The organism is Chitinolyticbacter albus (assembly GCF_024437655.1).
In the GTDB taxonomy this organism is placed as follows: Bacteria; Pseudomonadota; Gammaproteobacteria; order Burkholderiales; family Chitinibacteraceae; genus Chitinolyticbacter; species Chitinolyticbacter albus.
This window is the reverse complement of sequence record NZ_JANBVF010000040.1, coordinates 1-25305: the sequence shown is the minus strand read 5'-3', so window position 1 is coordinate 25305 and position 25305 is coordinate 1. Positions and strand designations below refer to the sequence as shown.

The window sequence follows — 25305 nt, the reverse complement described above, 5'->3', positions numbered from 1 at the left end:
GGAAGCGACCAAGTGGCGGTTTTACCCTGCCCCCAGCGCCCTTCCCGTTTCATTCAGTGTGCCGCCCACTCGATCGTGCTGATATCGATGCCGTCCTTGTACATTTCCCAGAGCGGCGACAATTCGCGCAGTTTGCCGATTTTGTCGTGGATCAGCTTGATGGTGAAATCGATGTCCTCGACTGTGGTGAAGCGGCCGATGGTGAAGCGGATCGAGCTGTGTGCCAGCTCATCGCTGCGTCCCAGCGCACGCAGCACATAGGAGGGCTCCAGCGAGGCAGAAGTACACGCCGAACCGCTCGATACCGCCAGCTCCTTCAACGCCATGATCAGGCTCTCACCCTCGACGAAGTTGAAGCTCACGTTGAGGTTGTGCGGCACGCGGCGCTCCATGTCGCCGTTCAGGTGCACTTCCTCGATATCGCTGACCCCGGCCCACAGCCGGTCGCGCAGCATGCGGATGCGCTCGAGCTCGGTGCCCATTTCCTCGCGGGCGATCTTATAGGCAGTGCCCATGCCGACGATCTGGTGGGTAGCCAGCGTACCGGAACGGAAACCACGCTCGTGGCCACCGCCGTGCATCTGCGCTTCAAGCCGCACGCGTGGCTTGCGGCGGATGTACAGCGCGCCGACGCCCTTGGGGCCGTAGGTCTTGTGCGCCGACAGGCTCAGCAGATCGACCTTGAGCGTGGCAAGGTCGATCACGACCTTACCGGTCGCCTGCGCGGCATCGACGTGGAAAATGATGCCCTTGCTGCGGCACAGCTCGCCGATGGCCGGGATGTCCTGGATCACGCCGATCTCGTTGTTCACGAACATCACCGAGACGAGAATGGTATCCGGGCGGATGGCGGCTTCGAGCTCGGCAAAGTCGATCAGGCCGTCGTCCTTCACGCCGAGGTAGGTGACCTCGAAACCTTCACGCTCCAGCTCGCGCATGGTGTCGAGCACGGCCTTGTGCTCGGTCTTCACCGTGATCAGGTGCTTGCCATTGTCCTTGTAGAAATGGGCGGCGCCCTTCAAGGCCAGGTTGTTCGATTCGGTGGCGCCCGACGTCCAGACGATCTCTTTCGGATCGCAGTTCAACAGCTTGGCGACTTCCTCGCGTGCATCCTCGACCGCGCCTTCGGCCTCCCAGCCGTAGGCGTGCGAGCGACTGGCCGGGTTGCCGAAGTGTTCGGTCAGCCACGGAATCATCGCTTGCGCCACGCGCGGATCGACCGGGGTGGTCGCGGAATAGTCGAGGTAGATCGGGGTTTTCATTTCAGCTCCAGGTATGGCGGCCGGTCAAAGCGTGGGGGCCGCGCCCGTCAATTCCTTGTGGCGTTGATCGATCAGCACGCATTCGGTCTTGCGACGCTGCTTTTCGTGCTGCTCTTCGACCAACCGCGCCAGCGTGATGCCGGACAGGTAGTCATAAATGGTGCGATTGAGGCTGGCCCAGAGGTCGTGCGTCATGCAGCGCTTGTCGTCGAGGCAGTTTTCCTTGCCACCACATTGCGTGGCATCGAGCGGCTCGTCGACCGCACAGATGATGGCGGCGACGGTGATTTCACTCGCCGGCCGCGCCAGACAGTAACCGCCGCCAGGACCGCGCACGCTGTCGACCAGCTCGCGCCGCCGCAACTTGCCGAACAACTGCTCCAGATACGAGAGCGAGATGTGCTGACGCTCGCTGATGCCGGCCAACGTAACGGGACCACCTGCCTGGCGCAGGGCAAGGTCCAGCATCGCTGTGACGGCAAAACGACCCTTGGTGGTCAAGCGCATCGCGGTTTCCGGTCTCTCGGTTCGGTTGGAAGGTCGATCGGATGGTATCAATAACCTACTGTTTTAGTCAACTAAAAACCCGACTCGTTCGGTCGGGCTTCTAGTTGCGGCGCAGCGCCTTCAATCGACGATCTTGTTCAGATAGTTGGGGTCGAAACGATCGGCCGTGGCACGCTCTTCGGCGCAATCGACGCCCAGCAGTTCGAGCTTTTTCAGGATGGCGTCGATCTTCTGATCGGTGGTGACCGAATGATCGAGCATGCCGTGGATGGCCTTCACCACCGGGTCGTTCATGTCGCTGGAAATACCGTAGGCGGAAAAGCCCAGCTGCTCGGCCTTTTCCTCGCGCGCCTGCTGCATCTCGGGCTCGATCACCCGTGCAGGAATACCGATGGCGGTGGCACCGGGCGGCACCGCCTTGACCACCACGGCGTTGGAGCCGACCTTGGCGCCGTCGCCAATGATGACTGGGCCGAGGATCTTGGCGCCCGCGCCGACGATGACGCCGGCACCCAGCGTCGGGTGGCGCTTGCCGTGCTGCCACGAGGTGCCGCCGAGGGTGACACCGTGGTACAGCGTGCAGTCGTCGCCGATCTCAGCTGTTTCGCCGATGACGATGCCCATGCCATGGTCGATGAACACACGGCGGCCGATCTGCGCGCCCGGATGGATCTCGATGCCGGTGAGAAAGCGACCGATATGCGACACCAGCCGCGCCAGCCACTTGCAATCGCGCGTCCACAACCCGTGCGCGACGATATGCAGCGTCAGCGCGTGAAAACCCGGGTAACAGGTCACCACTTCCCACACGGTACGGGCGGCGGGATCGCGGTCGAAGACCACGCGGATGTTTTCACGCAGGCGGTCGAGCATGGGGGTACTCGGATCGGAGGGAGGAAAGTCGAGTATTTTACTCAAGTTTCATCCGCCGCGTAAGCTCCCATCGTCAGACCTGCGCCCTGGCCCCGATATAGCCACCCCAGGGTTGCAATACCAGCTCTCCCGCCGTGATCGCCCCGCCGGTGAGGCCGTGACCGTCGAGCGCGCGCACCTCGCGCCAGGCCTTGGGCAACTTCAGCGTTTGCGCTCTTGCGCCGAGGTTGAACGCCAGCAGCACGCTGGCCTGACCATGGCCGCGTGTATAGAGCAGCAACGGTTCCGGCGCCTTCAGGAAGCGGATATCCCCCTCGATCAGCACCGGGTGGCGCCGCCGCCAGGCCAGAAAACGCCGGGTAAAGTTCAGCACCGAGGCCCGCGGCTTGTCCTGGGTATCGACCGCCAGCGCCAAGTGCTCCGCCGGCACGGGCAACCACGGCGCGCCCTGGGTGAAGCCCCCGGCCGGCGCGGCGTGCAGCCACGGCATGGGCGTGCGGCAACCATCGCGCCCCTTGAAATCGGGCCAGAACGCCTTGCCGTACGGGTCCTGCAGCAATTCGTAGGGAATGTCCGCCTCGGGCAGGCCCAGCTCGTCGCCCTGGTAGAGGCAGGCCGAGCCGCGCAGCGTGGTCGCCAGCACCTGCATCAACTTGGCAAATTGCGGGTCACTGGTCCCCTTGCCCCAGCGGCTGGCCACGCGTGGTACGTCGTGATTGCCGATCGACCAGCAGGCCCAGCCGGGCACGGCGTGGCGGGCCAGCGCGGCCTCCATCTGCTCGACCTGGCTGCGGATATGCGCGGCACTGAACTCCTCGGTGAGCAGGTTGAAGCTATAGGCCTGGTGCAGCTTGTCACCATCGCTGGTGTATTCGGCCATGCGCGCCAGTGAATCGTCGTCGCCGACCTCGCCGACACTGGCCGCGCCATAGCGGTCGAGCAGCGTGCGCAGCTTTCTCAGGAACTTGAGATTCTCGGGCCGGGATTTGTCATAGCGATGCCGCTGCATGCCATAAGGGTTCACCGCCGTCACCGTCGTGGTATCGGCGTGTGATGCTGGCTTGTTGTCACGCAGCTTGCGATCGTGGAAGTGGTAGTTGCAGGCGTCGAAGCGAAAGCCATCGACGCCGCGTTTGAGCCAGAACTCGACGCTGGCGAGGATGGCGCGCTGCACGTCCAGGCAATGGAAATTGAGATCTGGCTGGCTGGTCAGGAAGTTGTGCAGGTAGTACTGGCGACGCCGGCTATCCCACTGCCAGGCGCTGCCGCCGAACACCGATAGCCAGTTGGTCGGCGGCGTGCCATCGACCTGGGCGTCGGCCCACACATACCAGTCGGCCTTGGCATTGTCGCGGCTGGAGCGCGACTCCACGAACCAGGGATGGCTGTCCGCGGTGTGTGACAACACCTGGTCAATGATGATGCGCAAGCCTCGCGCGTGCGCCGCCTTCAATAGCGCGTCGAAGTCGGCCAGCGTGCCAAACAGCGGATCGACATCGCAGTAATCCTCGACGTCGTAGCCGAAATCCTTCATCGGCGATTTGAAGAAGGGCGAGATCCACAGTGCATCGACATTGAGCGCGGCCAGGTAGTCGAGCCGGCTGAGTATGCCCGGCAGATCACCTATCCCGTCGTCATTGCCATCCATGAAACTGCGCGGGTAGATCTGATAGATCACCGCGCCCCGCCACCACGTCTTCGTCATTATTTCTCTCCAAACTATGGAAGCAACACGTCAGCATCACGTGTTTGCCCAGCAAGAAGTTTCTTATGCACAATGTGGCATCGATGCTGCCATGCAGCAACCGAGCTGACGCAGGGCCGTCTATAAATCCAACATAAGGCAGCGTAGCTGTCGTAGCCCCAGGTTATCCGATGTCCCACACCCTGCCCCAGCCTACCGTCGACGCCCTGTTCCGCGCCGATCATGCCGATCCGTTTGCCATCCTCGGCCTGCACGAACACGAAGGCCGCCTGGTCGTGCGCAGCCTGCAACCCGGAGCCAGCGCAGTGGCCGTCGTTGATGCCGCCAGCGGCAAGCGTCTGGCGCAGCTGACCCAGACCGATTCGCGCGGATACTTCGAAGGTGCCATCCCGCGCCGCAAGCAACGCTTCGCCTATCGCCTGGCCATCACCTGGGGCGAACAGGAAGTCGAGCACGAAGACCCCTACCGCTTTCCGCCGGCCTTGGGCGAACAGGATCTGTGGCTGCTGGCTGAGGGCACGCACCTGCGCCCCTACGAGCGGCTTGGCGCGCACTGGCGCGAGCTGGAAGGCATCGGTGGCGTTGCATTCGCCGTATGGGCGCCCAATGCGCGACGCGTTTCCGTCGTGGGTGACTTTAACCAGTGGGATGGTCGCCGCCACACCATGCGCCTGCACCGCTCGTGCGGCGTATGGGAAATCTTCATTCCCAATTTGCCGCCGCAACTGCAATACAAGTTCGAGATCGCCGACCGTCACGGCGCGATCTACCAGAAGGCTGACCCCTACGCCTTCGCCTGCGAAATGCGCCCCGGCACGGCGTCGAAGATCGCCGGCATGCCCGACTGGATCGCGCCCTCCGAAAACCGCCGCCGCGCTAATGCTTTCGACGCACCGATTTCGATCTACGAGGTCCATCTGGGTTCGTGGCGCCGCGTTCCCGAGGACGGCAATCGCTGGCTCAGCTATCGCGAACTCGCCGATACGCTGGTGCCGTATGCCGCCGACCTCGGTTTTACGCACCTCGAACTGCTGCCGATCAGCGAGCATCCGTTCGACGGCTCCTGGGGCTACCAGCCGCTGGGGCTCTATGCACCGACCAGCCGCTTCGGCTCGCCCGCTGATTTCCGCTATTTCATCGAGAAAGCGCACGCCGCCGGCCTGGGCGTGCTGCTCGACTGGGTGCCAGGCCACTTCCCGTCCGATCCGTTCGGCCTCGCCTACTTCGACGGCTCCCATTTGTTCGAACACGCCGATCCGCGCGAGGGTTTTCATCAGGACTGGAACACGCTGATCTACAACTTCGGCCGCAACGAGGTGCGCAACTTCCTGATCGGCAACGCGCTGTACTGGATCGAGCGTTTCGGCATCGACGGCCTGCGCGTCGACGCGGTCGCCTCCATGCTGTACCGCGACTACAGTCGCCGCGAAGGCGAGTGGATCCCCAATGAGCACGGTGGGCGCGAGAACCTGGAAGCGATCTCCTTCCTGCGCCGCGCCAACCAGGTGATCGGCGTCGAGCGCGGCGAGGCGATCACGCTGGCCGAGGAATCGACCGCCTTCCCCGGTGTGAGCCGCCCGCCCGAGATGGGGGGCCTGGGCTTTCACTACAAGTGGAACATGGGCTGGATGCACGACACGCTGGGCTATATGCAGAAAGACCCGGTGCATCGCCGCTACCACCACAACCAGATGACGTTCGGCATGGCCTACGCCTACACCGAAAACTTCGTGCTGCCGCTGTCACACGACGAAGTGGTGCACGGCAAGGGCTCGCTGCTGTCGCGCATGCCGGGTGATAGCTGGCAGCAGTTCGCCAACCTGCGCGCCTACTACGGCTTTATGTGGGCGCATCCAGGCAAGAAGCTCTTGTTCATGGGCGGCGAGTTCGCCCAGGGCCGCGAGTGGAACCACGATGCGAGCCTGGACTGGCACCTGCTCGACCCGGCACAGGGCGGGCCGTGGCACGTCGGCGTGCACGCGCTGGTTCGCGATCTGAACCGCAACTACAAGACCGAGCGCGCGCTGCACGCGCAGGATTTCGACCTAGCGGGCTTCCAGTGGCTGGTGGTGGACGATCACGAACATTCGGTGTTCGCCTTCCTGCGCCGCGCGCCCGACAGCGAAGCGGTCATCGTCGTCAGCAACTTCACCCCCGTGCCGCGGCCCGGCTACCGGCTGGGCGTGCCTGAGCCCGGCCGCTATGTCGAGCTCGTCAACACCGATTCGACCTATTACGGCGGCAGCAACACCGGCAACGTGGCCTGCGACAGCGAACCGGTGCCGGCGCAGGGCCAGCCACACTCCATCGTGGTGACCATCCCGCCGCTGGCCACCGTTTACCTGCGGCGAGGCTGAGCATGCTGCAGGCTGGTTTCCCCTACCCGCTCGGCGCCATCGTCCGTGACAACGGAGTCAATTTCGCCGTTCATGCAGGCTATGCGACGCGGGTGGAGCTGTGCCTTTACGACGCGCACGGCTACGAGGAAATCGGCCGCTACGATCTGCCCGCCAGCACACATGGCGTCTGGCACGGATTGTTGCCGCACGCCACCGCCGGCCTCGTCTATGGCTATCGCGTGCATGGCCCCTGGGCGCCGCGCGATGGCCACCGCCACAACCCGAAGAAACTGCTGCTCGATCCCTACGCGCGGGCGCTGGTCGGGCAATACCGCGACCACCCGGATTTCGAGGGCATGGACATCGGCAACCCGGGGCAACCGGACCCGATCGACAACGGCTCGCTCGCGGTCAAGGCGCAGGTGATCGACGAGGATTACGACTGGGGCACCGACCGGCCTCCGGCCACGCCCTGGGCCGAGACCGTGATCTACGAAGCGCATGTGCGCGGGCTGACCCGCCGCCATCCCACCATTCCGCCCGAGCTGCGCGGCAGTTATGCCGCGCTGGCGCACCCGGTGATGATCGGCCACCTCAAGCGCCTGGGCATCACCGCGATCGAACTGTTGCCGGTGCATGCGCACGCCGACGAGCCGCGCCTGCAGCAGATGAATCTCTCCAATTACTGGGGCTACAACACGCTGTCGTTCTTCGCGCCGGAACCGCGTTACTGGTCCGGGCAGGAAGGCAGCACGCCGCTGTCGGAGTTCCGCGACGCGGTGAAGGCGCTGCACGCGGCCGGCATCGAGGTGATCCTTGACGTGGTGTTCAACCACAACGCCGAACTCGATGCCGAAGGGCCCACGCTATCACTGCGCGGGCTCGACAACGCCAGCTATTACTGGCTGGGCCATGACGGCGGCTACGAGAACTGGACCGGCTGCGGCAATACGCTCAACCTCACTCAGCCACGCGTGATCCAGCTGGTAATGGACAGCCTGCGCTACTGGGTGAGCGAATGCCGTGTCGACGGTTTTCGCTTCGACTTGGCGCCGGTACTGGGGCGCACGCCGCGCTACTCGGCCATCGCTCCCTTGCTGACCGCCATCGCGCAGGATCCGCTGCTGGCCTGCGTCAAGCTGATCGCCGAACCGTGGGACATCGGCCCAGGCGGCTACCAGATCGGCCAGTTCCCGGCTGGCTGGGCCGAATGGAACGACCAGTATCGCGACATCATGCGTCGCTTCTGGCTACACGACGGCGTGAGCCGCGGCCAGTTCGCGCAGCGCTTTGCCGCGTCGAGCGAGCTCTTTCACCAGCGCGATCGCCAGCCCTGGGCCAGCGTCAATTTCATCACCGCACACGACGGCTTCACCCTCGCCGATCTCGTCAGCTACAACCGCAAGCACAATCTCGCCAACGGCGAACACAACCGCGACGGCCACAACCACAACAACAGCTGGAACTGCGGCGTCGAAGGCGCCACCGACGATGCCGACATCCAGCTGGTGCGCCTACGTGCGAAGAAAGCGTTGCTCGCCACGCTGCTGTTGTCGCAGGGCACGCCGATGCTGCTGGCTGGCGACGAGCTGGGCCACAGCCAGGGCGGCAACAACAACGCCTATTGCCAGGACAACGACGTGAGCTGGCTGGACTGGGATTCGGGCCGCGCGCCGCTGGCGGACTACATCGGCGCGCTGATCGCGCTGCGCCAGTCCTGCCCGGCACTGGTTGCCAGCCAATGGTGGCCGGCCGATACCACCGGCGATCACGACACCGTGGAATGGCGCAATCCGTCGGGCGAGCCCTTGAAGCCCCACGATTGGGAAGATAGCGCCGGTCGCGCACTGATGATCCAGCTCTCGGCCTTCTTCCTCATCCTGATCAATGCCTCGGCCAATCAGGTGCCCTTCCGCCTGCCGCCAGGCTGCTGGCGCGTGAAACTGGCCAGCACCGAAGACCGCGACAGCGCGCTCTACCAGGACGAATGCCGGGTGGCCGCGCGCAGCATCACCATCCTGACCGAAGACGTCTGCGAACCAGGCCTCTTCGCCAATCCGTTCTTGAAAGAGGAAACCTCATGACCACGGTAGCGACGCAGCCCTTTAGCGGGCAAAAACCCGGCACCTCGGGCCTGCGCAAGAAGGTGACGGTGTTTCAGCAGCCGCACTATCTGGAAAACTTCGTGCAGAGCATCTTCGATGCGCTGGGCGGCGTGGCCGGCCAGACATTGGTGGTCGGGGGCGACGGCCGCTATCACAACCGCGAGGCGGTGCAGACCATCCTCAAGATGGCCGCCGCCAACGGCGTGGCCCGCGTGCTGGTCGGTGCCGGCGGCATCCTGTCTACCCCGGCCGCCAGTTGCGTGATCCGCAAGTACCGCACGCTGGGTGGCATCGTGCTCTCGGCCAGCCACAATCCGGGCGGGCCGGATGGCGACTTCGGCATCAAGTACAACATCGCCAACGGTGGCCCGGCGCCGGAGAAAATCACCGAGGCCATCTACGCCCGAACGCAAACGCTCGCCGAGTACCGTATCGCCGATGCCGGCGATGTCGACATCGATACCGTCGGCAGCCGGCAATTGCTCGAGACAACCATAACGGTGATCGACCCGGTCGCCGACTACGCCGAACTGCAGCAGCAACTGTTCGATTTTCCGGCCATCCGCGCCTGGTTCGCCGCCGGCCACACGCTATGCTTTGACGGCATGCACGCCGTTTCCGGCCCCTACGCGCACCGCATCCTGGAAGACCTGCTCGGCGCGCCTCGCGGCACCGTAATCAACGGCACGCCGCTGCCGGACTTCGGCCAGGGCCACCCGGACCCGAACCCCGCGTACGCGACTGAACTGATCGCGCGCATGAGCGGACCGGACGCGCCCGATTTCGGTGCAGCCAGCGACGGCGATGCCGATCGCAACATGGTGGTCGGCCGCGGCACCGGCAGCGAGCCGCTGTTGATCTCGCCGTCCGACAGCCTGGCCATCCTCGCCGCCAATGCCACGCTGGTTCCGGCGTACCAAGCAGGCCTCAAGGGCGTGGCGCGCTCGATGCCGACCTCGACCGCAGTCGACGCCGTGGCGCGCGCACTGGGCATTCCGGCATACGAGACCCCCACCGGCTGGAAATTCTTTGGCAACTTGCTGGACGCCGGCATGGCCACGCTGTGCGGCGAGGAAAGCTATGGCACGGGCTCCGATCACGTGCGTGAGAAGGACGGCCTGTGGGCGGTGCTGTTCTGGCTCAACCTCTTGGCCACGACCGGCAAGAGCGTGGCACAGATCGTGCAGGAGCACTGGGGCCGCTTCGGTCGCCATTACTACAGCCGCCACGATTTCGAGGGCATCGCCACCGAGCAGGCCGACACGCTGATGGCGGCGCTGCGCGGCAAGCTCGCCGGCCTGCCGGGCCTGGCGCTCAACGGCCTGACGGTGGCCGAGGCAGACGATTTCGCCTACACCGATCCGGTCGATGGTTCGGTGTCACGCCAGCAGGGCGTGCGCATCGTGTTCGCCGGCGGCTCGCGCATCGTGTTCCGCCTGTCGGGCACCGGCACCGAGGGCGCGACGCTGCGGGTCTACCTGGAACGCTTCGTGTCCGACCCGACCGGGCACGGCCAGCCGACGCAGGCGGCGCTTGCGCCGCTGATCGCCAGCGCGCACGAGATTGCGCAGATTACCGCGCACACCGGGCTCACCGAGCCAACGGTCGTGACCTGAACCTGGGGCTCCTGCCCGGGGGGCAGGCCCGATTCCGGCACGGCGGCGACAGTAACCGCCGGCCGCTACGACGAGGGAGTTAGGAGAGGCATATGGAAACCCAATTGATCGATAAGGCCACGCTGGCCCGGCAATTGCCCAACAAGGCCGTGGCCCTGGTTCTGGCAGGCGGGCGCGGCTCGCGACTGAAGGCGCTGACCGATCACCGTGCCAAGCCAGCCGTGTACTTCGGTGGCAAGTTCCGCATCATCGATTTCGCGCTGTCGAACTGCCTGAATTCGGGCATCCGCCGCATCGGCGTGGTCACGCAGTACAAGTCGCACTCGCTGTTGCGCCACCTGCAAAAGGGTTGGTCGTTCCTGCGCAACGAGATGAACGAATTCGTCGACCTGCTGCCTGCGCAGCAACGGATCGACGAGGAACACTGGTATCGCGGCACGGCCGACGCCGTGTACCAGAACATGGACATCGTCCGCAGCTACCGCCCGGAATACGTGGTGATCCTCGCCGGGGACCACATCTACAAGATGGATTACGCGCGCATGCTGGTCGATCACGTGCTGCAGCAGGCCAACTGCACCGTGGCCTGCATCGAAGTGCCGGTCGAGGAAGCCACCGCCTTCGGCGTGATGGCGGTGGACGAAACACGCAAGATCACCGCCTTCGTCGAGAAGCCCGCCAACCCGCCGGCCATGCCGGGCAAGCCCGATACGGCCCTCGCGTCGATGGGCGTCTACGTGTTCAACGCCGACTACCTGTACCGGCTGCTCGACGAAGACCTGGCCGACCCGGAATCCGAGCACGACTTCGGCAAGAACATCATCCCCAAGGCCGTCACCGAAGGCAGCGCGCTGGCGCACCCGTTCTCGCTGTCGTGCGTGAAGAGCGACGTGGACGGCAAGGAATACTGGCGCGATGTCGGCACGGTCGATGCGTATTGGGCGGCCAACCTCGATCTGGCCTCCGTGATGCCGGAACTCGACGTCTACGACGAGAACTGGCCGATCCGCACCTACCAGGAGCAACTGCCGCCCGCCAAGTTCGTGCAGGACCACAACGGCAGTCACGGCATGACGCTGAACTCGCTGGTAGCCGGTGGCAGCATCGTCTCGGGCTCGCTCGTCATCAATTCGGTGCTGTTCTCGCGGGTGCGCGTGCATTCGTTCTGCACCATCGATTCCTCGGTGATCCTGCCTGAGGTGGTGGTGGGGCGGAACTGCCGGCTGCGCCGCTGCGTGATCGATCGCGGCTGCCAGTTGCCCGAAGGCACGGTGATCGGTGAGAACGCTGAGGAAGACAAGCGCCGCTTCTACCGCACCGACAACGGCGTGGTACTGGTCACCAAGGACATGCTGGCCAAGCTGTAATCGGGGGGTGGGCCGCCGCCCCTGCTCCGGCGGCCCGCACGCTACGACGAGGATAAATACGGATGTCGCGAAAGCCAGCCAAGATAGACACCTCCACACCCAGCGAGGCCCCGGCCATGCGCGTGCTGCACGTCTGCTCCGAACTGTTTCCGCTCTTGAAGACCGGCGGCCTCGCCGACGTCACCGGGGCGCTGCCACCCAAGCTGATCGAGCAGGGCATCGACGTGCGCGTGCTGGTGCCGGGCTTCCCGGCGATCAAGGCCGGCCTTGTCGAGGAAGGCGACGTGACCCGGCTCGACACGCCGTTCGGCGCGGTGCGGCTTTGGTTCGGCCGGCTGGACCAGGTCGGCATCTACGTGATCGATGCGCCCGAGCTGTACGAGCGGCCCGGCAATCCGTATGAGGACGCGGGCAAGCGGCCTTATAGCGACAACCACCGCCGCTTCGCGCTGCTGGCGTGGGTCGCGGCCGAGCTCGCCAGCGGGCTTGATAAATTCTGGCAACCCGAGGTGGTACACGGCCACGACTGGCACGCCGGGCTGACCCCGGCCTATATCGCCGCGCGCGGCCGGCCGGCCAGGACCGTGTTCACCGTGCACAACCTCGCCTACCAGGGCATCTTCGGGCCGCGCGAGTTCGCCGAGCTCGCCCTGCCCGCGCATTTCTTCGACGTGAACGGCGTCGAGTTCAACGGCGATGTGTCGTTCATGAAGGCAGGCCTCTTTTACGCCGACCATGTGACCACCGTGTCGCCGACCTACGCGCACGAGATCACCACGCCCGAGCAGGGCTGCGGCCTTGACGGGCTGCTGCAAAGCCGTGGCGCCACGCTGACCGGCATCCTCAATGGCGTGGACGACGCGGTGTGGAACCCCGCCAGCGATCCGCTGATCGCTGCCAGCTACACGGCCGACAAGCCCGCTGGCAAGGCCAAGTGCAAGGCCGCGCTGCAAAGCGACATGGGCCTCACCGTCACCGACGAGGTACCGCTGTTCGCCGTGGTCAGCCGGCTCACCGAACAGAAGGGCCTGCACCTGGCGCTGCAGGTGCTGCCGCAGATCGCGGCCGCCGGTGGCCAGTTCGTGCTGCTGGGCAGCGGCGATCCGGGGCTGGAAGCGGCGTTCCGCGTCGCAGCCGAGCTGCATCCGGGCCAGGTAGCCATCCATATCGGCTACGACGAGGAACATTCGCACCGGGTGATGGCCGGCGCCGACGTGGTGCTGGTGCCCAGCCGCTTTGAGCCCTGCGGCCTTACCCAGCTCTACGGCCTGAAATACGGCGCGCTGCCGCTGGTACGGCGCGTCGGTGGCCTGGCCGACACTGTCGTCGATTGCGCGCTGGAGAACCTCGTCGACGAGAGCGCCACCGGCTTCGTATTTCAGGACTTCAGCGTGGCCGGCATCGCCGCCGCCACGCGCCGCGCCTTTGCGCTGTGGGCGCGGGCCAAGGAATGGAAGGCGGTGCGCCGCCAGGCCATGCGCCGCGACTTCGGCTGGCAGGCCTCGGCCGCCGCCTATATCAACCTGTATCGCGTGTTGCTCGGGCGCTAGGCCCACGGCGCGCATCACAAGCATTCACGCGGAGACCTCCATGACCATCGATTTCGTGCACGACTCCCCCGGCAACGATGCGGTTTCGCTACGCCGTTCGATCGCCAACAAGCTGGTGTTCGCCATCGGCAAGGATCCGATCACCGCGCAGCCGCGCGACTGGCTGTTCGCCACCATGCTGGCCGCGCGCGACCGACTGGTCGAGCGCTGGATGCGCACCACGCGCGCCCAGTACTCGCAGGATGTGAAGCGCGTCTATTACCTGTCGATGGAATTCCTCATGGGTCGCGCGCTGACCAACGCGCTGTTGGCGATGGGGCTGTACGAGGACGTGCGTCGCGCGCTCGACGACCTTGGCGTCAACTACGACGAGATCGACGAGATCGAACCCGACGCGGCGCTCGGCAACGGCGGCTTGGGCCGCCTGGCGGCGTGCTTCCTCGACGCGATGGCCACGCTGGGCCTGCCCGGCTACGGCTACGGCATCCGCTACGACTACGGCATGTTCAAGCAGCGCATCATCGAGGGCAACCAGGTCGAGACGCCGGATTACTGGCTGGCCAATGGCTATCCCTGGGAGTTCGTGCGCCCCGAGGTGCAATTCCTGGTGCGCTTCGGCGGCCGGGTGCAGGAGGAAGGCCACAAGAAGATGCGCTGGGTCGAGACCCAGGACGTGTTCGCCGAGGCGCACGATCACATCATCCCGGGCTACGACACGCTGGCGACCAACACGCTGCGGCTATGGTCGGCGCGCTCGTCCAACGAGATCAACCTGACCAAGTTCAACCAGGGCGACTATTTTGCGGCGGTTGAGGAAAAGAACCTGTCCGAGAACGTGTCGCGCGTACTCTACCCGGACGATTCGACCTACTCCGGCAAGGAGTTGCGACTGCGCCAGGAATACTTCTTCGTCTCGGCGAGCCTGCAGGACATCGTGCGCCGCCATGTGCGCGCCTACAACACCGTCGACAACCTGGCCGACAAGGTGGCCATCCACCTGAACGACACCCATCCGGTGCTGGCCATCCCCGAGCTCTTGCGCGTGCTGATCGACGATCACCACATGACGTTCGAAGCGGCGTGGAAGATCGCCACCCAGGTGTTCAGCTACACCAATCACACGCTGATGAGCGAGGCACTGGAAACCTGGCCGGTCGACCTGCTGGGCCGCGTGCTGCCGCGCCACCTGCAGCTGATCTTCGACATCAACGACAACTTCCTCGACGAGGTACGCGACACACTGGGTGGCGACGCCGAGCTGATCCGCCGCGTCTCCTTGATCGACGAGCACGGCGAGCGGCGCGTGCGCATGGCCTACCTCGCGGTGGTCGCCAGCCACAAGGTGAATGGCGTCTCCGCGCTGCACTCGGACCTGATGGTGCAATCGATCTTCGCCGATTTCGCCAAGCTCTATCCCGAGCGCTTCTGCAACAAGACCAATGGCATCACGCCGCGGCGCTGGCTGGCCCAGGCCAACCCGGCGCTCTCGAGCGTGATCGACCACTACATCGGCAAGACCTGGCGCGGCAACCTCGACGAGCTCGCCGAACTCAAGCAGCACCTCGACTACCCCGCCTTCGTCAAGGCGGTGATGGAAGCCAAGTTCGCCAACAAGCAACGTCTGGCACAGCTGGTGGCGCGCAAGCTCGGCGGCGTGATCGATCCGCACGCGCTCTTCGACGTGCAGGTGAAGCGCATCCACGAATACAAGCGCCAGCTGCTGAACGTGCTGCACGTGATCACCCGCTACAACCGCATCCTCAAGCATCCGGATCGCGACTGGGTGCCACGCGTGGTGGTCTTCGCCGGCAAGGCCGCCTCGGCCTATCGCATGGCCAAGCTGGTGATCAAGCTGATCAACGACGTGGGCGTGAAGATCAACAACGATGCGCGCATCGGCGACAAGCTCAAGGTGGTGTTCATTCCCAACTACGGCGTGAGCCTGGCTGAGGTCATCATCCCGGCTGCCGATCTTTCCGAGCAGATCTCCACCGCCGGCACCGAGGCGTCAGGCACCGGCAACATGAAGTTCGCGCTCAACGGCGCGCTCACCATAGGCACGCTCGACGGCGCCAATGTCGAGATCCGCGAACAGGTCGGCGAGGACAACATCTTCATCTTCGGCAACACCACCGACCAGGTGGAGGCGCTGCGCCGCGACGGCTACAACCCGCGCAAGTACTACGAGGAAGACGAGGAGCTGCACGAGGTCCTGAACATGCTGGCTTCCGGCTACTTCAGCCCCGGCGATCCGGAACGCTATCGCCTGATCTTCGACGTGCTGGTGAACTGGGGTGATCACTACCAGCTGCTCGCCGACTACCGCAGCTACGTCGATACCCAGGACCGGGTGGACGAGCTCTACCGGCACAAGGAGGAATGGGCCCACCGCGCCATCCTCAATATCGCCGGCATGGGCAAGTTCTCGGCCGACCGCACCATCCGCGAATACGCCGACGAGATCTGGCAGGTGGCGCCGATCAAGCTGTAGCACGCATCCCGCTCGCGCCCCGGTTCCGACCGCGGGCGCAGGCGGACCGCAAGCGCCGTGGCGCGACCGTGGTCGCGGTTTTCCTGGCCTGCGTGATAGGGCCGGATCGGGAGCGGAGCTCGTCTTTAACTGCGACTGGCCCTACAATCGATGCTTGCTCCCAGACTGACCCCATGACCGCCACCCGGCCGCTCACGACAGCGCGCTCGCGGTGCTGCAGCAGGTCGGGCGCCAGGGCGATCGCCGCATCTCCCGCTTGCAGCTCACCGAGGCGGGGCAGACGAAGCCGGCCCAAAACCGTGCTCCGGCACGGGGCTTGCTGCAGCAGACGCTGTGCAACATGCCCGAAGCGGAACTGGCCATGCTGGATGCCACACTGGCGCTGCTGGACGAACAGCTGGCACCCTGGCTCGGCGAACCGGACGCCCACACACCGCTTGGCCAGCCTGCCCGGCCAGAGCGCTCACGACGAATAAGAGGCACCATGTACGTCGAATTTCCCGGATCGCCCTACAAGCTGTTCCAGCCCTTCCCGCCCGCCGGCGACCAACCGACCGCGATCGCGCAGCTGATCGAGGGCATAACGGACGGGCTGAAATACCAGACGCTGCTCGGTGTAACGGGCTCGGGCAAGACCTACACCATGGCCAATGTGATCGCCCGCACCGGGCGCCCCGCCATCGTGATGGCGCCGAACAAGACGCTGGCCGCGCAGCTCTATGCCGAGTTCCGCGAGTTCTTCCCCGAGAACTCGGTCGAGTATTTCGTCAGCTACTACGACTACTACCAGCCTGAAGCCTACGTGCCCAGTCGCGACCTGTTCATCGAAAAGGATTCGTCGATCAACGAGCACATCGAGCAGATGCGGCTCTCCGCCACCAAGGCCATGCTGGAGCGGCCGGACTGCATCATCGTCGCCACGGTGAGCGCGATCTACGGTATCGGCGATCCGTCCGACTACCACCAGATGATCCTGCATCTGAAGGAAGGCGAGAAACATCCGCAGCGCGACATCATCAAGCGGCTGTCGGCGATGCAGTACGACCGCAACGAGATGGATTTCGGCCGCGGCACCTTCCGCGTTCGCGGCGACGTGATCGATGTGTTCCCGGCGGAAAACGCCGAGCTCGCGCTGCGCATCGATCTATTCGACGACGAGGTGGAAAAGCTCAGCCTGTTCGACCCACTCACCGGCCACGTGAAGAACCGCGTCGGCCGCTACACGGTGTTCCCGTCCAGCCATTACGTGACGCCGCGCGATACCGTGCTGCGCGCGGTGGAAACGATCAAGGACGAGCTGCGCACCCGGCTCGAGTTCTTCCACAAGGAACAGAAACTGGTCGAGGCGCAGCGGCTGGAACAGCGCACCCGGTTCGATCTGGAAATGCTCAACGAGATGGGCTTTTGCAAGGGCATCGAGAACTACTCGCGCCACTTCTCCGGCAAAGCGGCTGGTGAGGCGCCGCCGACGCTGATCGACTACCTGCCAGCCGGCAGCCTGATGTTCCTCGACGAGAGCCATGTGATGATCGGCCAGATCGGCGCCATGTACAAAGGCGACCGCTCGCGCAAGGAGAACCTGGTCGACTACGGTTTCCGCCTGCCCTCGGCGCTCGACAACCGTCCGCTGCGCTTCGAAGAGTTCGAACACATGATGCCGCAGACGGTGTTCGTCTCGGCCACGCCGGCCGATTACGAGGAAAAACACCAGGGCCAGGTAGTCGAGCAGGTGGTGCGCCCCACCGGCCTGATCGATCCGGTGGTCGAAGTGCGCCCGGTGGGAACGCAGGTCGACGACGTGCTCTCGGAGATCAACAAGCGGGTCGCTGTGGGCGAGCGCGTGCTGATCACCACGCTCACCAAGCGCATGTCCGAACAATTGACCGAATACCTCGCCGAGCACGGCGTGAAGGTGCGCTATCTGCACTCGGACATCGAGACGGTGGAACGCGTCGAAATCATCCGCGATCTGCGCCTGGGGGTGTTCGACGTGCTGGTCGGCATCAACCTCTTGCGCGAGGGCCTCGATATCCCCGAGGTCTCGCTGGTGGCCATTCTGGATGCCGACAAGGAAGGCTTCCTGCGCAGTACCCGCAGCCTGATTCAGACCATAGGCCGCGCGGCGCGTAACCTGAACGGCACCGCCATTCTCTACGCCGATCGCATCACCGACTCGATGAAGCGCGCCATCGGCGAGACCGAGCGCCGGCGCGCCAAGCAGATGGCGTTCAATATCGAGCACGGCATTTCGCCCAAGAGCGTCACCAAGCGCATCAAGGACATCATCGACGGCGTCTACAACGAGGAAGACGCCGCAGCGGCCCGGCTGGAAGCCAAACGCCTGCGCCTCGTCGACGAATTGGACGAGAAGCAGCTCGCCAAGGAACTGAAGCGCATCGAAAAGGACATGCTGGAAGCGGCCAGGAACCTGGAGTTCGAAAAGGCCGCCAAGTTGCGCGACGAACTCAAGCAGTTGCGCGAGCGCGTGTTCGGCGCGCAATAGGCCCCAACCGCAGCATGCGACGCTGGTGAAACAGGGCGGCCACATGGCCGCCCTGCCCTCGCGGCGACGTCAGTTGTAGTACGCCGAGAGCGGCCCCGCCCACAAATTGGGCACATCCTTGGCCTTGGTCCCCGGCGCCGGGCTGGCCTGATACATGCGGAACTCACCACCCGCCGTGCCCACGTTCGGGAACAACAGCTGCTGCGAGTAATCGAGCTTCATCAGCTCGACACTGCCACTCGATTGCACGGTGTAGCTCTGCCCGGCCGCCACGCTGACCGGCGTCGCCAGCGTGCATTTACGCAAACCATAGCCCTGGCTCGGCGTGCAGCTCGATTGTGCGCCGGTGCTGGTATTGCGCAGCGTCAGCACCCCCACATTGCTGCCCGAGGCGGTGAAGCCGCCGACTTCGGTGAAGGTGCGGGCATAGCGGGTATTGGCATAGGTGACGGTGCAACCCACGCAATCGGCGCTGTAGGCGTAGTACGGCTGGCCACCGAGGCGCGTGCCGTTGATCAAGCGAAAACCATATTGCGGCAAACGGGTGGCAGGGTGCGCGAGGTCGTGATCGTTCATGTAGGAACGGTACTGGCCGTTCTCCGAGCCATATTTCCAGCTGCTGCCGTTGTCACTGGACCACGCCACATGCTCGCGCGGGTCGAGTGATATCAGCGCGCCCGATGCGTTGGCATTGAGCTCGTTGCGCGCGTGCGGCCCGGCCAGCGCCGTATCGGCCAGCGGCATGTTGAACGAGAAGAAATTGGCCGTCGGGTTGGCGTGCGCGTTGCTGATGACGAGGCCATACATCGTGCCGGCCTGCAGCGTGGCCGGCGTGTTCACCCAGGCCAGCACCGGCGTGGAGCCATTGAGCTCCACCTTGGCTTCGTTGTGCCGGGTGCAGGCGTTGATGGTCTCGGTGGCGATCACGGTGCCCGGCAGGCCAGTGGCGGCATTGATTTGCACCAGATTGGCCCGCAGCAGGCCGCCATCGCCCTTGCCGTATCCCGCGACACTGGGTTGGTCACAGTTCGCGCCACGCAGCTTGAAGCCGAAGTAGAAGCGGTCGATGGTGATGGTGCTCACCGGCACGAAGCGCAGCAACGTGCGGTAATTGGCCGCCTTCAGCGGCGAGTCGTTCACATTCTCGATGCCAATCGGCAGTGCCGCCGCGCGGCCACCGCTGCCGGGGTTGGGCGTCGGTTGCGGGGTGGGTCCCGGCGTCGGTGTGGGCGTGCCAGAACCACAGGCATCGCCGGGAATCCACGGCTGACCGCTGCCCGCGCCACCGCTATTGCTGGCCGGGTTTTGCCCCTGTGTCCAATAAGCCGCCGTGTAATTACGCCCGGCATAGCTCGCCACCGATCCACCCCAGTACACGCTAGCGCCGCTCCACGCCGGCTGGCATGCCACTGCCGCAGCCTGCACCGCCAGGCTAGGACTGCCACTCGGCACCGCTGTTTCGGCGTCGTCTCCTCCGCCACAGGCCGCCAGCGTTGCTGCCACCATGGCAACCAAGCCCCCCGCTCTCCATCGCTCCATGCTGAAATCTCCTCTCGCTTTAAGTGCTACTCACCATGCGGCTAACAAAACCCAGTGCAGCGGTTCTGGCTGATGCGCGGAACGTCCTGAAAAGCGATAAATCGGACGGCCTTCGGTCGCAGACATTACAAGGCGTGCTACAAGTGAGCGACGGCAGAAGGGCTTGTTGGCAGCTCCAGAACAAAATTGAAAGCGATTTCAGAGCAACATTCAATGTCAATGACATACCACAGTGAAGACAGCAGACGAATGGGCGTCGTGGTGCCCTAAGCAGGAAACTTCATCGGTTCGGGAGGCAATGTACTGCTCGGCACAGGGCCAGGAAGGCCATGCGGCCAGCGCGATCTGGCCGGCTCTGCTCAGGCTCCGCGCCTGTGGCATCCAGTAATCCCGCAGCACCATCACGACCGGAATCCATGGTCGTCGGCCCCCCGTGCCGGTGCCTATCACCCGTATGGCGAACGTCCTCCCGGTCGCAACTGCAGCGGGCTTGCGTACCTCTTTTTGCGTCCCCCGCCCGAATCTGCGTTCGGATTCGCGGCACCGCCATGCGTACACCGAAAGACCAACTCGCGCCATGTAGGTAGGTCAGTGCAAGCTAAAATCAAACTTGCACCGCACCGCTTTTCAAGCAACGCGACTGACCGATGTACGCCTGGATCATGTGCATCAATCCACACGATTCACTCCGTTGCGCGGGCGCGCCTGACAGGCGCAACATGGGGCAGTCCGTTCGCATCAGCAATGTGGGGTACCGGAGGCTGGATCATGCACATGAGGCGTTCTCTCATAGCCCTTTTGCTGATTCTGTTTGCCTTCATCGGCGGATGTGGCGGCAATGACGAAGTAACCAGCGAGCCACCAGCCGGCCTGCATTATCGCAACGGCTCCATCGTCTACGTGGTCGGTGAGCCGATCGAACCCAACACGCCGACCGGCAGCGGGGGCACCGCCACCGATTACAGCGTGTCGCCCGCCCTGCCGGCTGGCCTGCTGCTCAATGCGAGGACCGGCGTCATCAGTGGCACACCCGCGGCGGTGTCGGCCGCGGCGATCTATAGCGTGACGGCGCGCAATATGGCAGGCAGTGCCACGGCACGACTGGAGATCGAAGTGAGCGCCGTGGCAGTAGCGCCGGCAGGCCTGCATTATCTCGATGGCTCCGTGATCTACGTGGCCCAAGAGGCGATCGTGCCCAACACCCCGAGCAGCAGCGGCGGCGAGATCAGGCTCTATCGCGTGTCACCGGACTTGCCGGCCGGTCTGGCGCTCGATGCGCGCACCGGCGTGATCAGCGGCACGCCCGGGGCAGTGATGCCGCACAAGGTATACACCGTGACCGGCAGCAACGCGGCAGGCAGCACCTCGGCGCGGCTGGAGATCGAGATCAGCGCGCAGGCGGTTCCCCCCGCCGGCCTCGTCTACGCGACGCCGGCCGTCACCTACGCCGCCGGTCAGCCTATCGTGGTCAATGCACCGCACTACGCGGGCGGGCAGATCACCGCGTTCTCGATCTCGCCCACGCTTCCCGCTGGTCTGAGCCTTGACACAAGAACCGGCGTGATCAGCGGCACGCCCGCGACGGCAAGCCCGCTGACCGTCTACACCATCAGCGGCCGCAATGCCGCCGGTAACGCCACCGCCCGACTACAGATCGAGGTGGCCACTGTCGTCGTTGCACCGGTCGGTCTGCACTACCTCGATGCGTCGATCGCTTATGTCCTGCAGGAACCCATCGTCCCCAACACGCCCAGCAGCACGGGGGGCCTCATCGCACGCTATGCCGTGTCGCCGGCGCTGCCCGCGGGCCTGAGCCTGAATGCCCAGACAGGGGTGCTGAGCGGCACGCCGACCCAGCTCACGCCGCCGACGGTCTACATCGTGACCGCCAGCAACTCGGCGGGCAGCGCGGCGACACGACTGGAGATCGAGGTGACGAATACGGTGATGCCGCCAACCGGGCTGCATTACCTCGACACCTCCGTGGTCTACGTGGCCAACGAAGCGATCGTACCCAACATCCCGCAATATTCCGGGGGCGAGATCACGCACTTTTCGGTGTCACCGGCCTTGCCGACGGGCCTTTCCATGGATGCGCAAACGGGTGTCATCAGCGGCACGCCGCTGGCCCCAACAGCACAGACCACCTACCTCATCACCGTTACCGGCAGCAACAGCGCAGGCTCGGCGCACGCGCTGCTGCATATCCGCGTGAGTGCGCAAGTGCTGCCACCCGAGGGGCTCAACTATGCCAACGCCAGCGTCGTCCTGACCGTCGGTGAAACCGTCGTCAGTCAGGCGCCACAGTATTCCGGTGGCAAGATCACCGAGTTCTCGGTGACGCCGGCGCTGCCGGCGGGTCTGAGCCTGGACACGCTGACTGGCGTGATCAGCGGCACCCCCACAACCGTGACGCACGCCAAGACCTACACGGTGACGGGGCGCAACGCCGCTGGTAGCACAACCGCGCGTGGGGTGATTGAGGTCAAAGCGGCGGTCGTCGAGCCGTCGGGTCTGCACTACCTCCATTCCACCGTGGTCTACACAGCCCATGAGGTGATCACACCGAACACGCCCGGCAGCTCGGGCGGGGCGATTACCCACTACGTCGTAGCGCCAGCGCTGCCTGCGGGCCTGAGCCTGGATACGTTGAGCGGCGTGATCAGTGGCATGCCCAGCAGCCCAACGGCGCAGGCGACCTACACCATCACGGGTACCAACGCGGCAGGCGCCGCCCAAGCGCAGATCAACATCGAAGTGGCGGCGCAACTCATGCCGCCAACGAGTCTGGCCTATTCGGATCGGGTTCCCGTGTACATCATAGGGCGCTCGATCGTGGCCAACGAGCCTCATTCGTCCGGCGGTGAAATCACGCACTTCTCAGTGACACCCGCATTGCCGGACGGTTTGAGCATCGACACGCTTACCGGCGTGATCAGCGGCACGCCGACCACGGCGCTGACACCGACCATCTTCACCGTCACAGGCACCAACCGCGTCGGCAGTGTGAGCGCGCAAATCACCATTGAGGTGGATCACGCGATGATCGGGGAGTGGGTGCCGACGGACTCCTTGAATCAGTGGCGCTATCGGCATACGACCACGCTGCTGGCGGATGGCCGGGTGCTTGTCGCCGCAGGATTACCTGCGCAAGCCTCGTCTTCGGCCGAGCTTTACGATCCCGTCGCGGGAGACTGGTCGCATACCGGCAGCCTGAACCAGATCCGAGCCCATCACACCGCCAACTTGTTGCCCAACGGCAAGGTGCTCATTGCGGGGGGAGTCTCAGGCGGCGGTGGTACACAACTGACTTCCGCCGAACTCTACGACCCGGCAACGGGAACCTGGTCGCGGATTGGCAACATGAACCAGCCTCGCGACAGCCACACGGCGACGCTGCTGCCCAATGGCAGGGTGCTGGTGGTCGGCGGTTTCAACACCAGTGGCAGCCCGCAAGCTTCGGCGGAACTGTACGACCCGGCGACGGGAAGCTGGACGCCGACTGGCAGTCTGGTACAGGCGCGCACCCAGCACACCGCGACCCTGCTAGCCGACGGCAGGGTGCTGGTGGCGGGAGGGTCCGGACTTGCGGACTGGCTGTCGTCCGCCGAACTGTACGATCCGGCCACGGGAACCTGGTCGCTGACCGGCAGCATGAGCGTAATGCGCGTGCTCCATACCATGACGCGCTTGCCCAGCGGGCAGGTCCTCGTCAACGGGGGATACGGTGGCTCCTACCTGGCCACGGCCGAGCTCTATGATCCCGCCACCGGCACCTGGACGCCGACTGGCAATATGAGCGTGACACGCATCTTCCACACGGCAACACTGCTGCCGAGCGGCAAGGTAATCGCTACTGGTGGGCGGGAGAGTGCAGGCGTTTTGCACTCGGTGGAACTCTACGATCCGGCAACGGGCACCTGGGCGCTGACCGGCAGTTTGGGATGGGCGCGCAGCGAACACGATGCGGTCCTGCTGCCCAACGGCAAAGTGCTGGTCGTCGGCGGCGGCGGCAGTGGAGCCTCGTCCGAGCTGTTCCACTGAAACGTGATCCGGTTCCGCCGGGGGCCTGCCGTCGATTGCTTCGTTGCGAACGATGATGGGCCCTATGCCTTGTTGACCTCCAACCATCGCCGACTGGCGTCCTCCGTGTTCCATCCATGCCTTCGGCATCATGGGCGCGCGCAATACGCGCGACAGAAGGATGGAGTCACGATGAAAGCAAAAACAGCAATCGCATTCACCCTCGCCAGCAGCGCGGTCTTCGCCGCACCGGCATGGCAAGCCGGCGATATCTACCAGGCGGGAGAGACCGTCACCATCGCCGGCCTCGACTACCGCGCCCAGTGGTGGACGCAAGGCCAGGATCCGCAAGCCCACCATGGCCCTATCGGTGGCGGCCAGCCCTGGCTGGTGCTGGACCCGAACCAACCGCCGCTGGCGTGCGGCGATGTCTGGCGCAGCCAGACCGCCTACAACGGCAAGGCGGTGGTGAGCCGGCTGGGCCGCAACTACCTCGCCAACTGGTGGACGCGCGGGAACGACCCGCAAGCAGCCGGCAGCCGCGAGGTGTGGCGCGATCTGGGCAGTTGCAACTACGTATCCGCCTATACCTACACGTTGACCGCACCGCAGGTGCCGGTGGTGCAGTTCGACAACCTCACGCTCGGCAACGACTACCCGATCGAAGTGATCCTGCCGCCGGACTTCCAGCCCGATACGGGCTACCCGGTGCTGTACGTGCTCGACTGGTCTGGCCTGCGGGACTTTTTCCTCGCGCAATATCAGCCGTTGCGCGATGCAAACCGGCTGCAGCCGTTTATCGTGGTCGGCGTCGGTTGCGGCCAGGATGCGTTTGCGTGCCAGGTTCGCCGCGCCCGGGACTTCACCCCCAGCCACTCGGCCGACGAGGACGCTTACTTCCGCTACGTGTTCGAGCTGCAAGGCGCGCCCGATGCGCAGATCACCGGCAGCGCGGCGGCGTTCCTCTCTTTCCTCAAGAGCGAGGTCATCCCGCGCGTGGAGCGGCGCTACCTGACCACGCCAGCGGCACGCGGCCTGCACGGCACCTCGTTCAGCGCCCTGTTCGCCGGGCATGTGCTGGTCAACGACACCAACAGCTTCGGCCGTTACCTGATCAACAGCCCGTCGCTGTGGTACCAGAACTACGCGCTGACCGCCGAAACGCAGACCAGGCCCGCAGCGGCGTTTGCCAACGTGCAGCGCGTGTTCGTCAGCACCGGCAGCGCGGAAGGCAGCCCGTATGTCGAGGACACCGCCGCGTTCGCCGCCTTGCTGGGGACCAAGCAGCTGCCGCTCGGTTATGCCGTGCTGGAAGGGCTCGATCACGAGCATGCCTATGAGCAAGCGGCCACCGCCGCCGGCCTGCTCGATAGCTACGCCCGCTGATCTACGCTCCCTGATGGGCGTGAGCGTGCTACGCCCGCC

General features: G+C 64.8%; 13 protein-coding genes and 1 pseudogene. 9 read left to right on the top strand and 5 right to left on the bottom strand.

Annotation, left to right across the window (positions count from 1 at the left end; all coding sequences use genetic code 11):
- Positions 1-53 precede the first annotated feature (53 nt).
- The 4 genes from NLI84_RS16685 to NLI84_RS16670 all read right to left on the bottom strand — a co-directional run bounded on the left by NLI84_RS16685 (position 54) and on the right by NLI84_RS16670 (position 4347).
- Positions 54-1262, bottom strand: a complete 1209-nt coding sequence (locus NLI84_RS16685; RefSeq protein ID WP_255991863.1) for an IscS subfamily cysteine desulfurase — start codon at positions 1260-1262, stop codon at positions 54-56.
- Between the two features lie 24 nt (positions 1263-1286).
- The gene (iscR, locus tag NLI84_RS16680; RefSeq protein WP_255991861.1) at positions 1287-1769 is read right to left on the bottom strand and encodes a Fe-S cluster assembly transcriptional regulator IscR; all 483 of its coding nucleotides are present in this window, start codon (positions 1767-1769) and stop codon (positions 1287-1289) included.
- Between the two features lie 120 nt (positions 1770-1889).
- On the bottom strand, positions 1890-2642 hold the full coding sequence (gene cysE, locus NLI84_RS16675) for a serine O-acetyltransferase (protein ID WP_255991859.1): 753 nt from the start codon (positions 2640-2642) through the stop codon (positions 1890-1892).
- Between the two features lie 73 nt (positions 2643-2715).
- On the bottom strand, positions 2716-4347 hold the full coding sequence (locus NLI84_RS16670; protein WP_255991857.1) for an alpha-amylase family glycosyl hydrolase: 1632 nt from the start codon (positions 4345-4347) through the stop codon (positions 2716-2718).
- Positions 4348-4541: 194 nt separating this feature from the next.
- On the opposite strand from NLI84_RS16670, the pseudogene glgB reads away from it, so the two are divergent.
- The 7 genes and pseudogenes from glgB to uvrB all read left to right on the top strand — a co-directional run.
- Positions 4542-6704, top strand: a pseudogene (gene glgB, locus NLI84_RS16665) (1,4-alpha-glucan branching protein GlgB); the annotation flags it as partial.
- A gap of 2 nt (positions 6705-6706) precedes the next feature.
- On the top strand, positions 6707-8770 hold the full coding sequence (gene glgX / locus NLI84_RS16660) for a glycogen debranching protein GlgX (protein WP_255991855.1): 2064 nt from the start codon (positions 6707-6709) through the stop codon (positions 8768-8770).
- Entirely contained in the window at positions 8767-10407 is a 1641-nt protein-coding gene (locus tag NLI84_RS16655; protein ID WP_255991853.1) for an alpha-D-glucose phosphate-specific phosphoglucomutase, read from the top strand. Before glgX ends, NLI84_RS16655 begins: the two co-directional genes overlap by 4 nt.
- A gap of 92 nt (positions 10408-10499) precedes the next feature.
- On the top strand, positions 10500-11774 hold the full coding sequence (gene glgC / locus NLI84_RS16650) for a glucose-1-phosphate adenylyltransferase (RefSeq protein ID WP_255991851.1): 1275 nt from the start codon (positions 10500-10502) through the stop codon (positions 11772-11774).
- A gap of 62 nt (positions 11775-11836) precedes the next feature.
- Positions 11837-13324, top strand: coding sequence for a glycogen synthase GlgA (gene glgA / locus NLI84_RS16645; protein ID WP_255991849.1), 1488 nt, complete (start codon positions 11837-11839; stop codon positions 13322-13324).
- 40 nt (positions 13325-13364) lie between these two features.
- Positions 13365-15815, top strand: coding sequence for a glycogen/starch/alpha-glucan family phosphorylase (gene glgP, locus NLI84_RS16640; protein WP_255991847.1), 2451 nt, complete (start codon positions 13365-13367; stop codon positions 15813-15815).
- 484 nt (positions 15816-16299) lie between these two features.
- On the top strand, positions 16300-18318 hold the full coding sequence (gene uvrB, locus NLI84_RS16635) for an excinuclease ABC subunit UvrB (RefSeq protein ID WP_255991905.1): 2019 nt from the start codon (positions 16300-16302) through the stop codon (positions 18316-18318).
- A 69-nt stretch (positions 18319-18387) separates the two neighbouring features.
- On the opposite strand, the gene NLI84_RS16630 is transcribed toward uvrB, so the two are convergent.
- The gene (locus NLI84_RS16630; protein ID WP_255991845.1) at positions 18388-19857 is read right to left on the bottom strand and encodes a hypothetical protein; all 1470 of its coding nucleotides are present in this window, start codon (positions 19855-19857) and stop codon (positions 18388-18390) included.
- 774 nt (positions 19858-20631) lie between these two features.
- On the opposite strand from NLI84_RS16630, the gene NLI84_RS16625 reads away from it, so the two are divergent.
- Together NLI84_RS16625 and NLI84_RS16620 are read left to right on the top strand one after the other, a co-directional pair.
- Positions 20632-23901 (top strand): putative Ig domain-containing protein, encoded by a 3270-nt coding sequence (locus tag NLI84_RS16625; protein ID WP_255991843.1) that lies wholly within the window; start codon positions 20632-20634, stop codon positions 23899-23901.
- A 171-nt stretch (positions 23902-24072) separates the two neighbouring features.
- Positions 24073-25266, top strand: coding sequence for a carbohydrate-binding protein (locus tag NLI84_RS16620; RefSeq protein WP_255991841.1), 1194 nt, complete (start codon positions 24073-24075; stop codon positions 25264-25266).
- The last annotated feature ends 39 nt before the right edge of the window (positions 25267-25305 follow it).

Coding starts and splice junctions, on each gene's coding strand:
- NLI84_RS16685 (WP_255991863.1), bottom strand. CDS start 1,262: ATGAAAACCCCGATCTACCTCGACTATTCCGCGACCACCCCGGTCGAT.
- iscR (WP_255991861.1), bottom strand. CDS start 1,769: ATGCGCTTGACCACCAAGGGTCGTTTTGCCGTCACAGCGATGCTGGAC.
- cysE (WP_255991859.1), bottom strand. CDS start 2,642: ATGCTCGACCGCCTGCGTGAAAACATCCGCGTGGTCTTCGACCGCGAT.
- NLI84_RS16670 (WP_255991857.1), bottom strand. CDS start 4,347: ATGACGAAGACGTGGTGGCGGGGCGCGGTGATCTATCAGATCTACCCG.
- glgX (WP_255991855.1), top strand. CDS start 6,707: ATGCTGCAGGCTGGTTTCCCCTACCCGCTCGGCGCCATCGTCCGTGAC.
- NLI84_RS16655 (WP_255991853.1), top strand. CDS start 8,767: ATGACCACGGTAGCGACGCAGCCCTTTAGCGGGCAAAAACCCGGCACC.
- glgC (WP_255991851.1), top strand. CDS start 10,500: ATGGAAACCCAATTGATCGATAAGGCCACGCTGGCCCGGCAATTGCCC.
- glgA (WP_255991849.1), top strand. CDS start 11,837: ATGTCGCGAAAGCCAGCCAAGATAGACACCTCCACACCCAGCGAGGCC.
- glgP (WP_255991847.1), top strand. CDS start 13,365: ATGACCATCGATTTCGTGCACGACTCCCCCGGCAACGATGCGGTTTCG.
- uvrB (WP_255991905.1), top strand. CDS start 16,300: ATGTACGTCGAATTTCCCGGATCGCCCTACAAGCTGTTCCAGCCCTTC.
- NLI84_RS16630 (WP_255991845.1), bottom strand. CDS start 19,857: ATGGAGCGATGGAGAGCGGGGGGCTTGGTTGCCATGGTGGCAGCAACG.
- NLI84_RS16625 (WP_255991843.1), top strand. CDS start 20,632: ATGAGGCGTTCTCTCATAGCCCTTTTGCTGATTCTGTTTGCCTTCATC.
- NLI84_RS16620 (WP_255991841.1), top strand. CDS start 24,073: ATGAAAGCAAAAACAGCAATCGCATTCACCCTCGCCAGCAGCGCGGTC.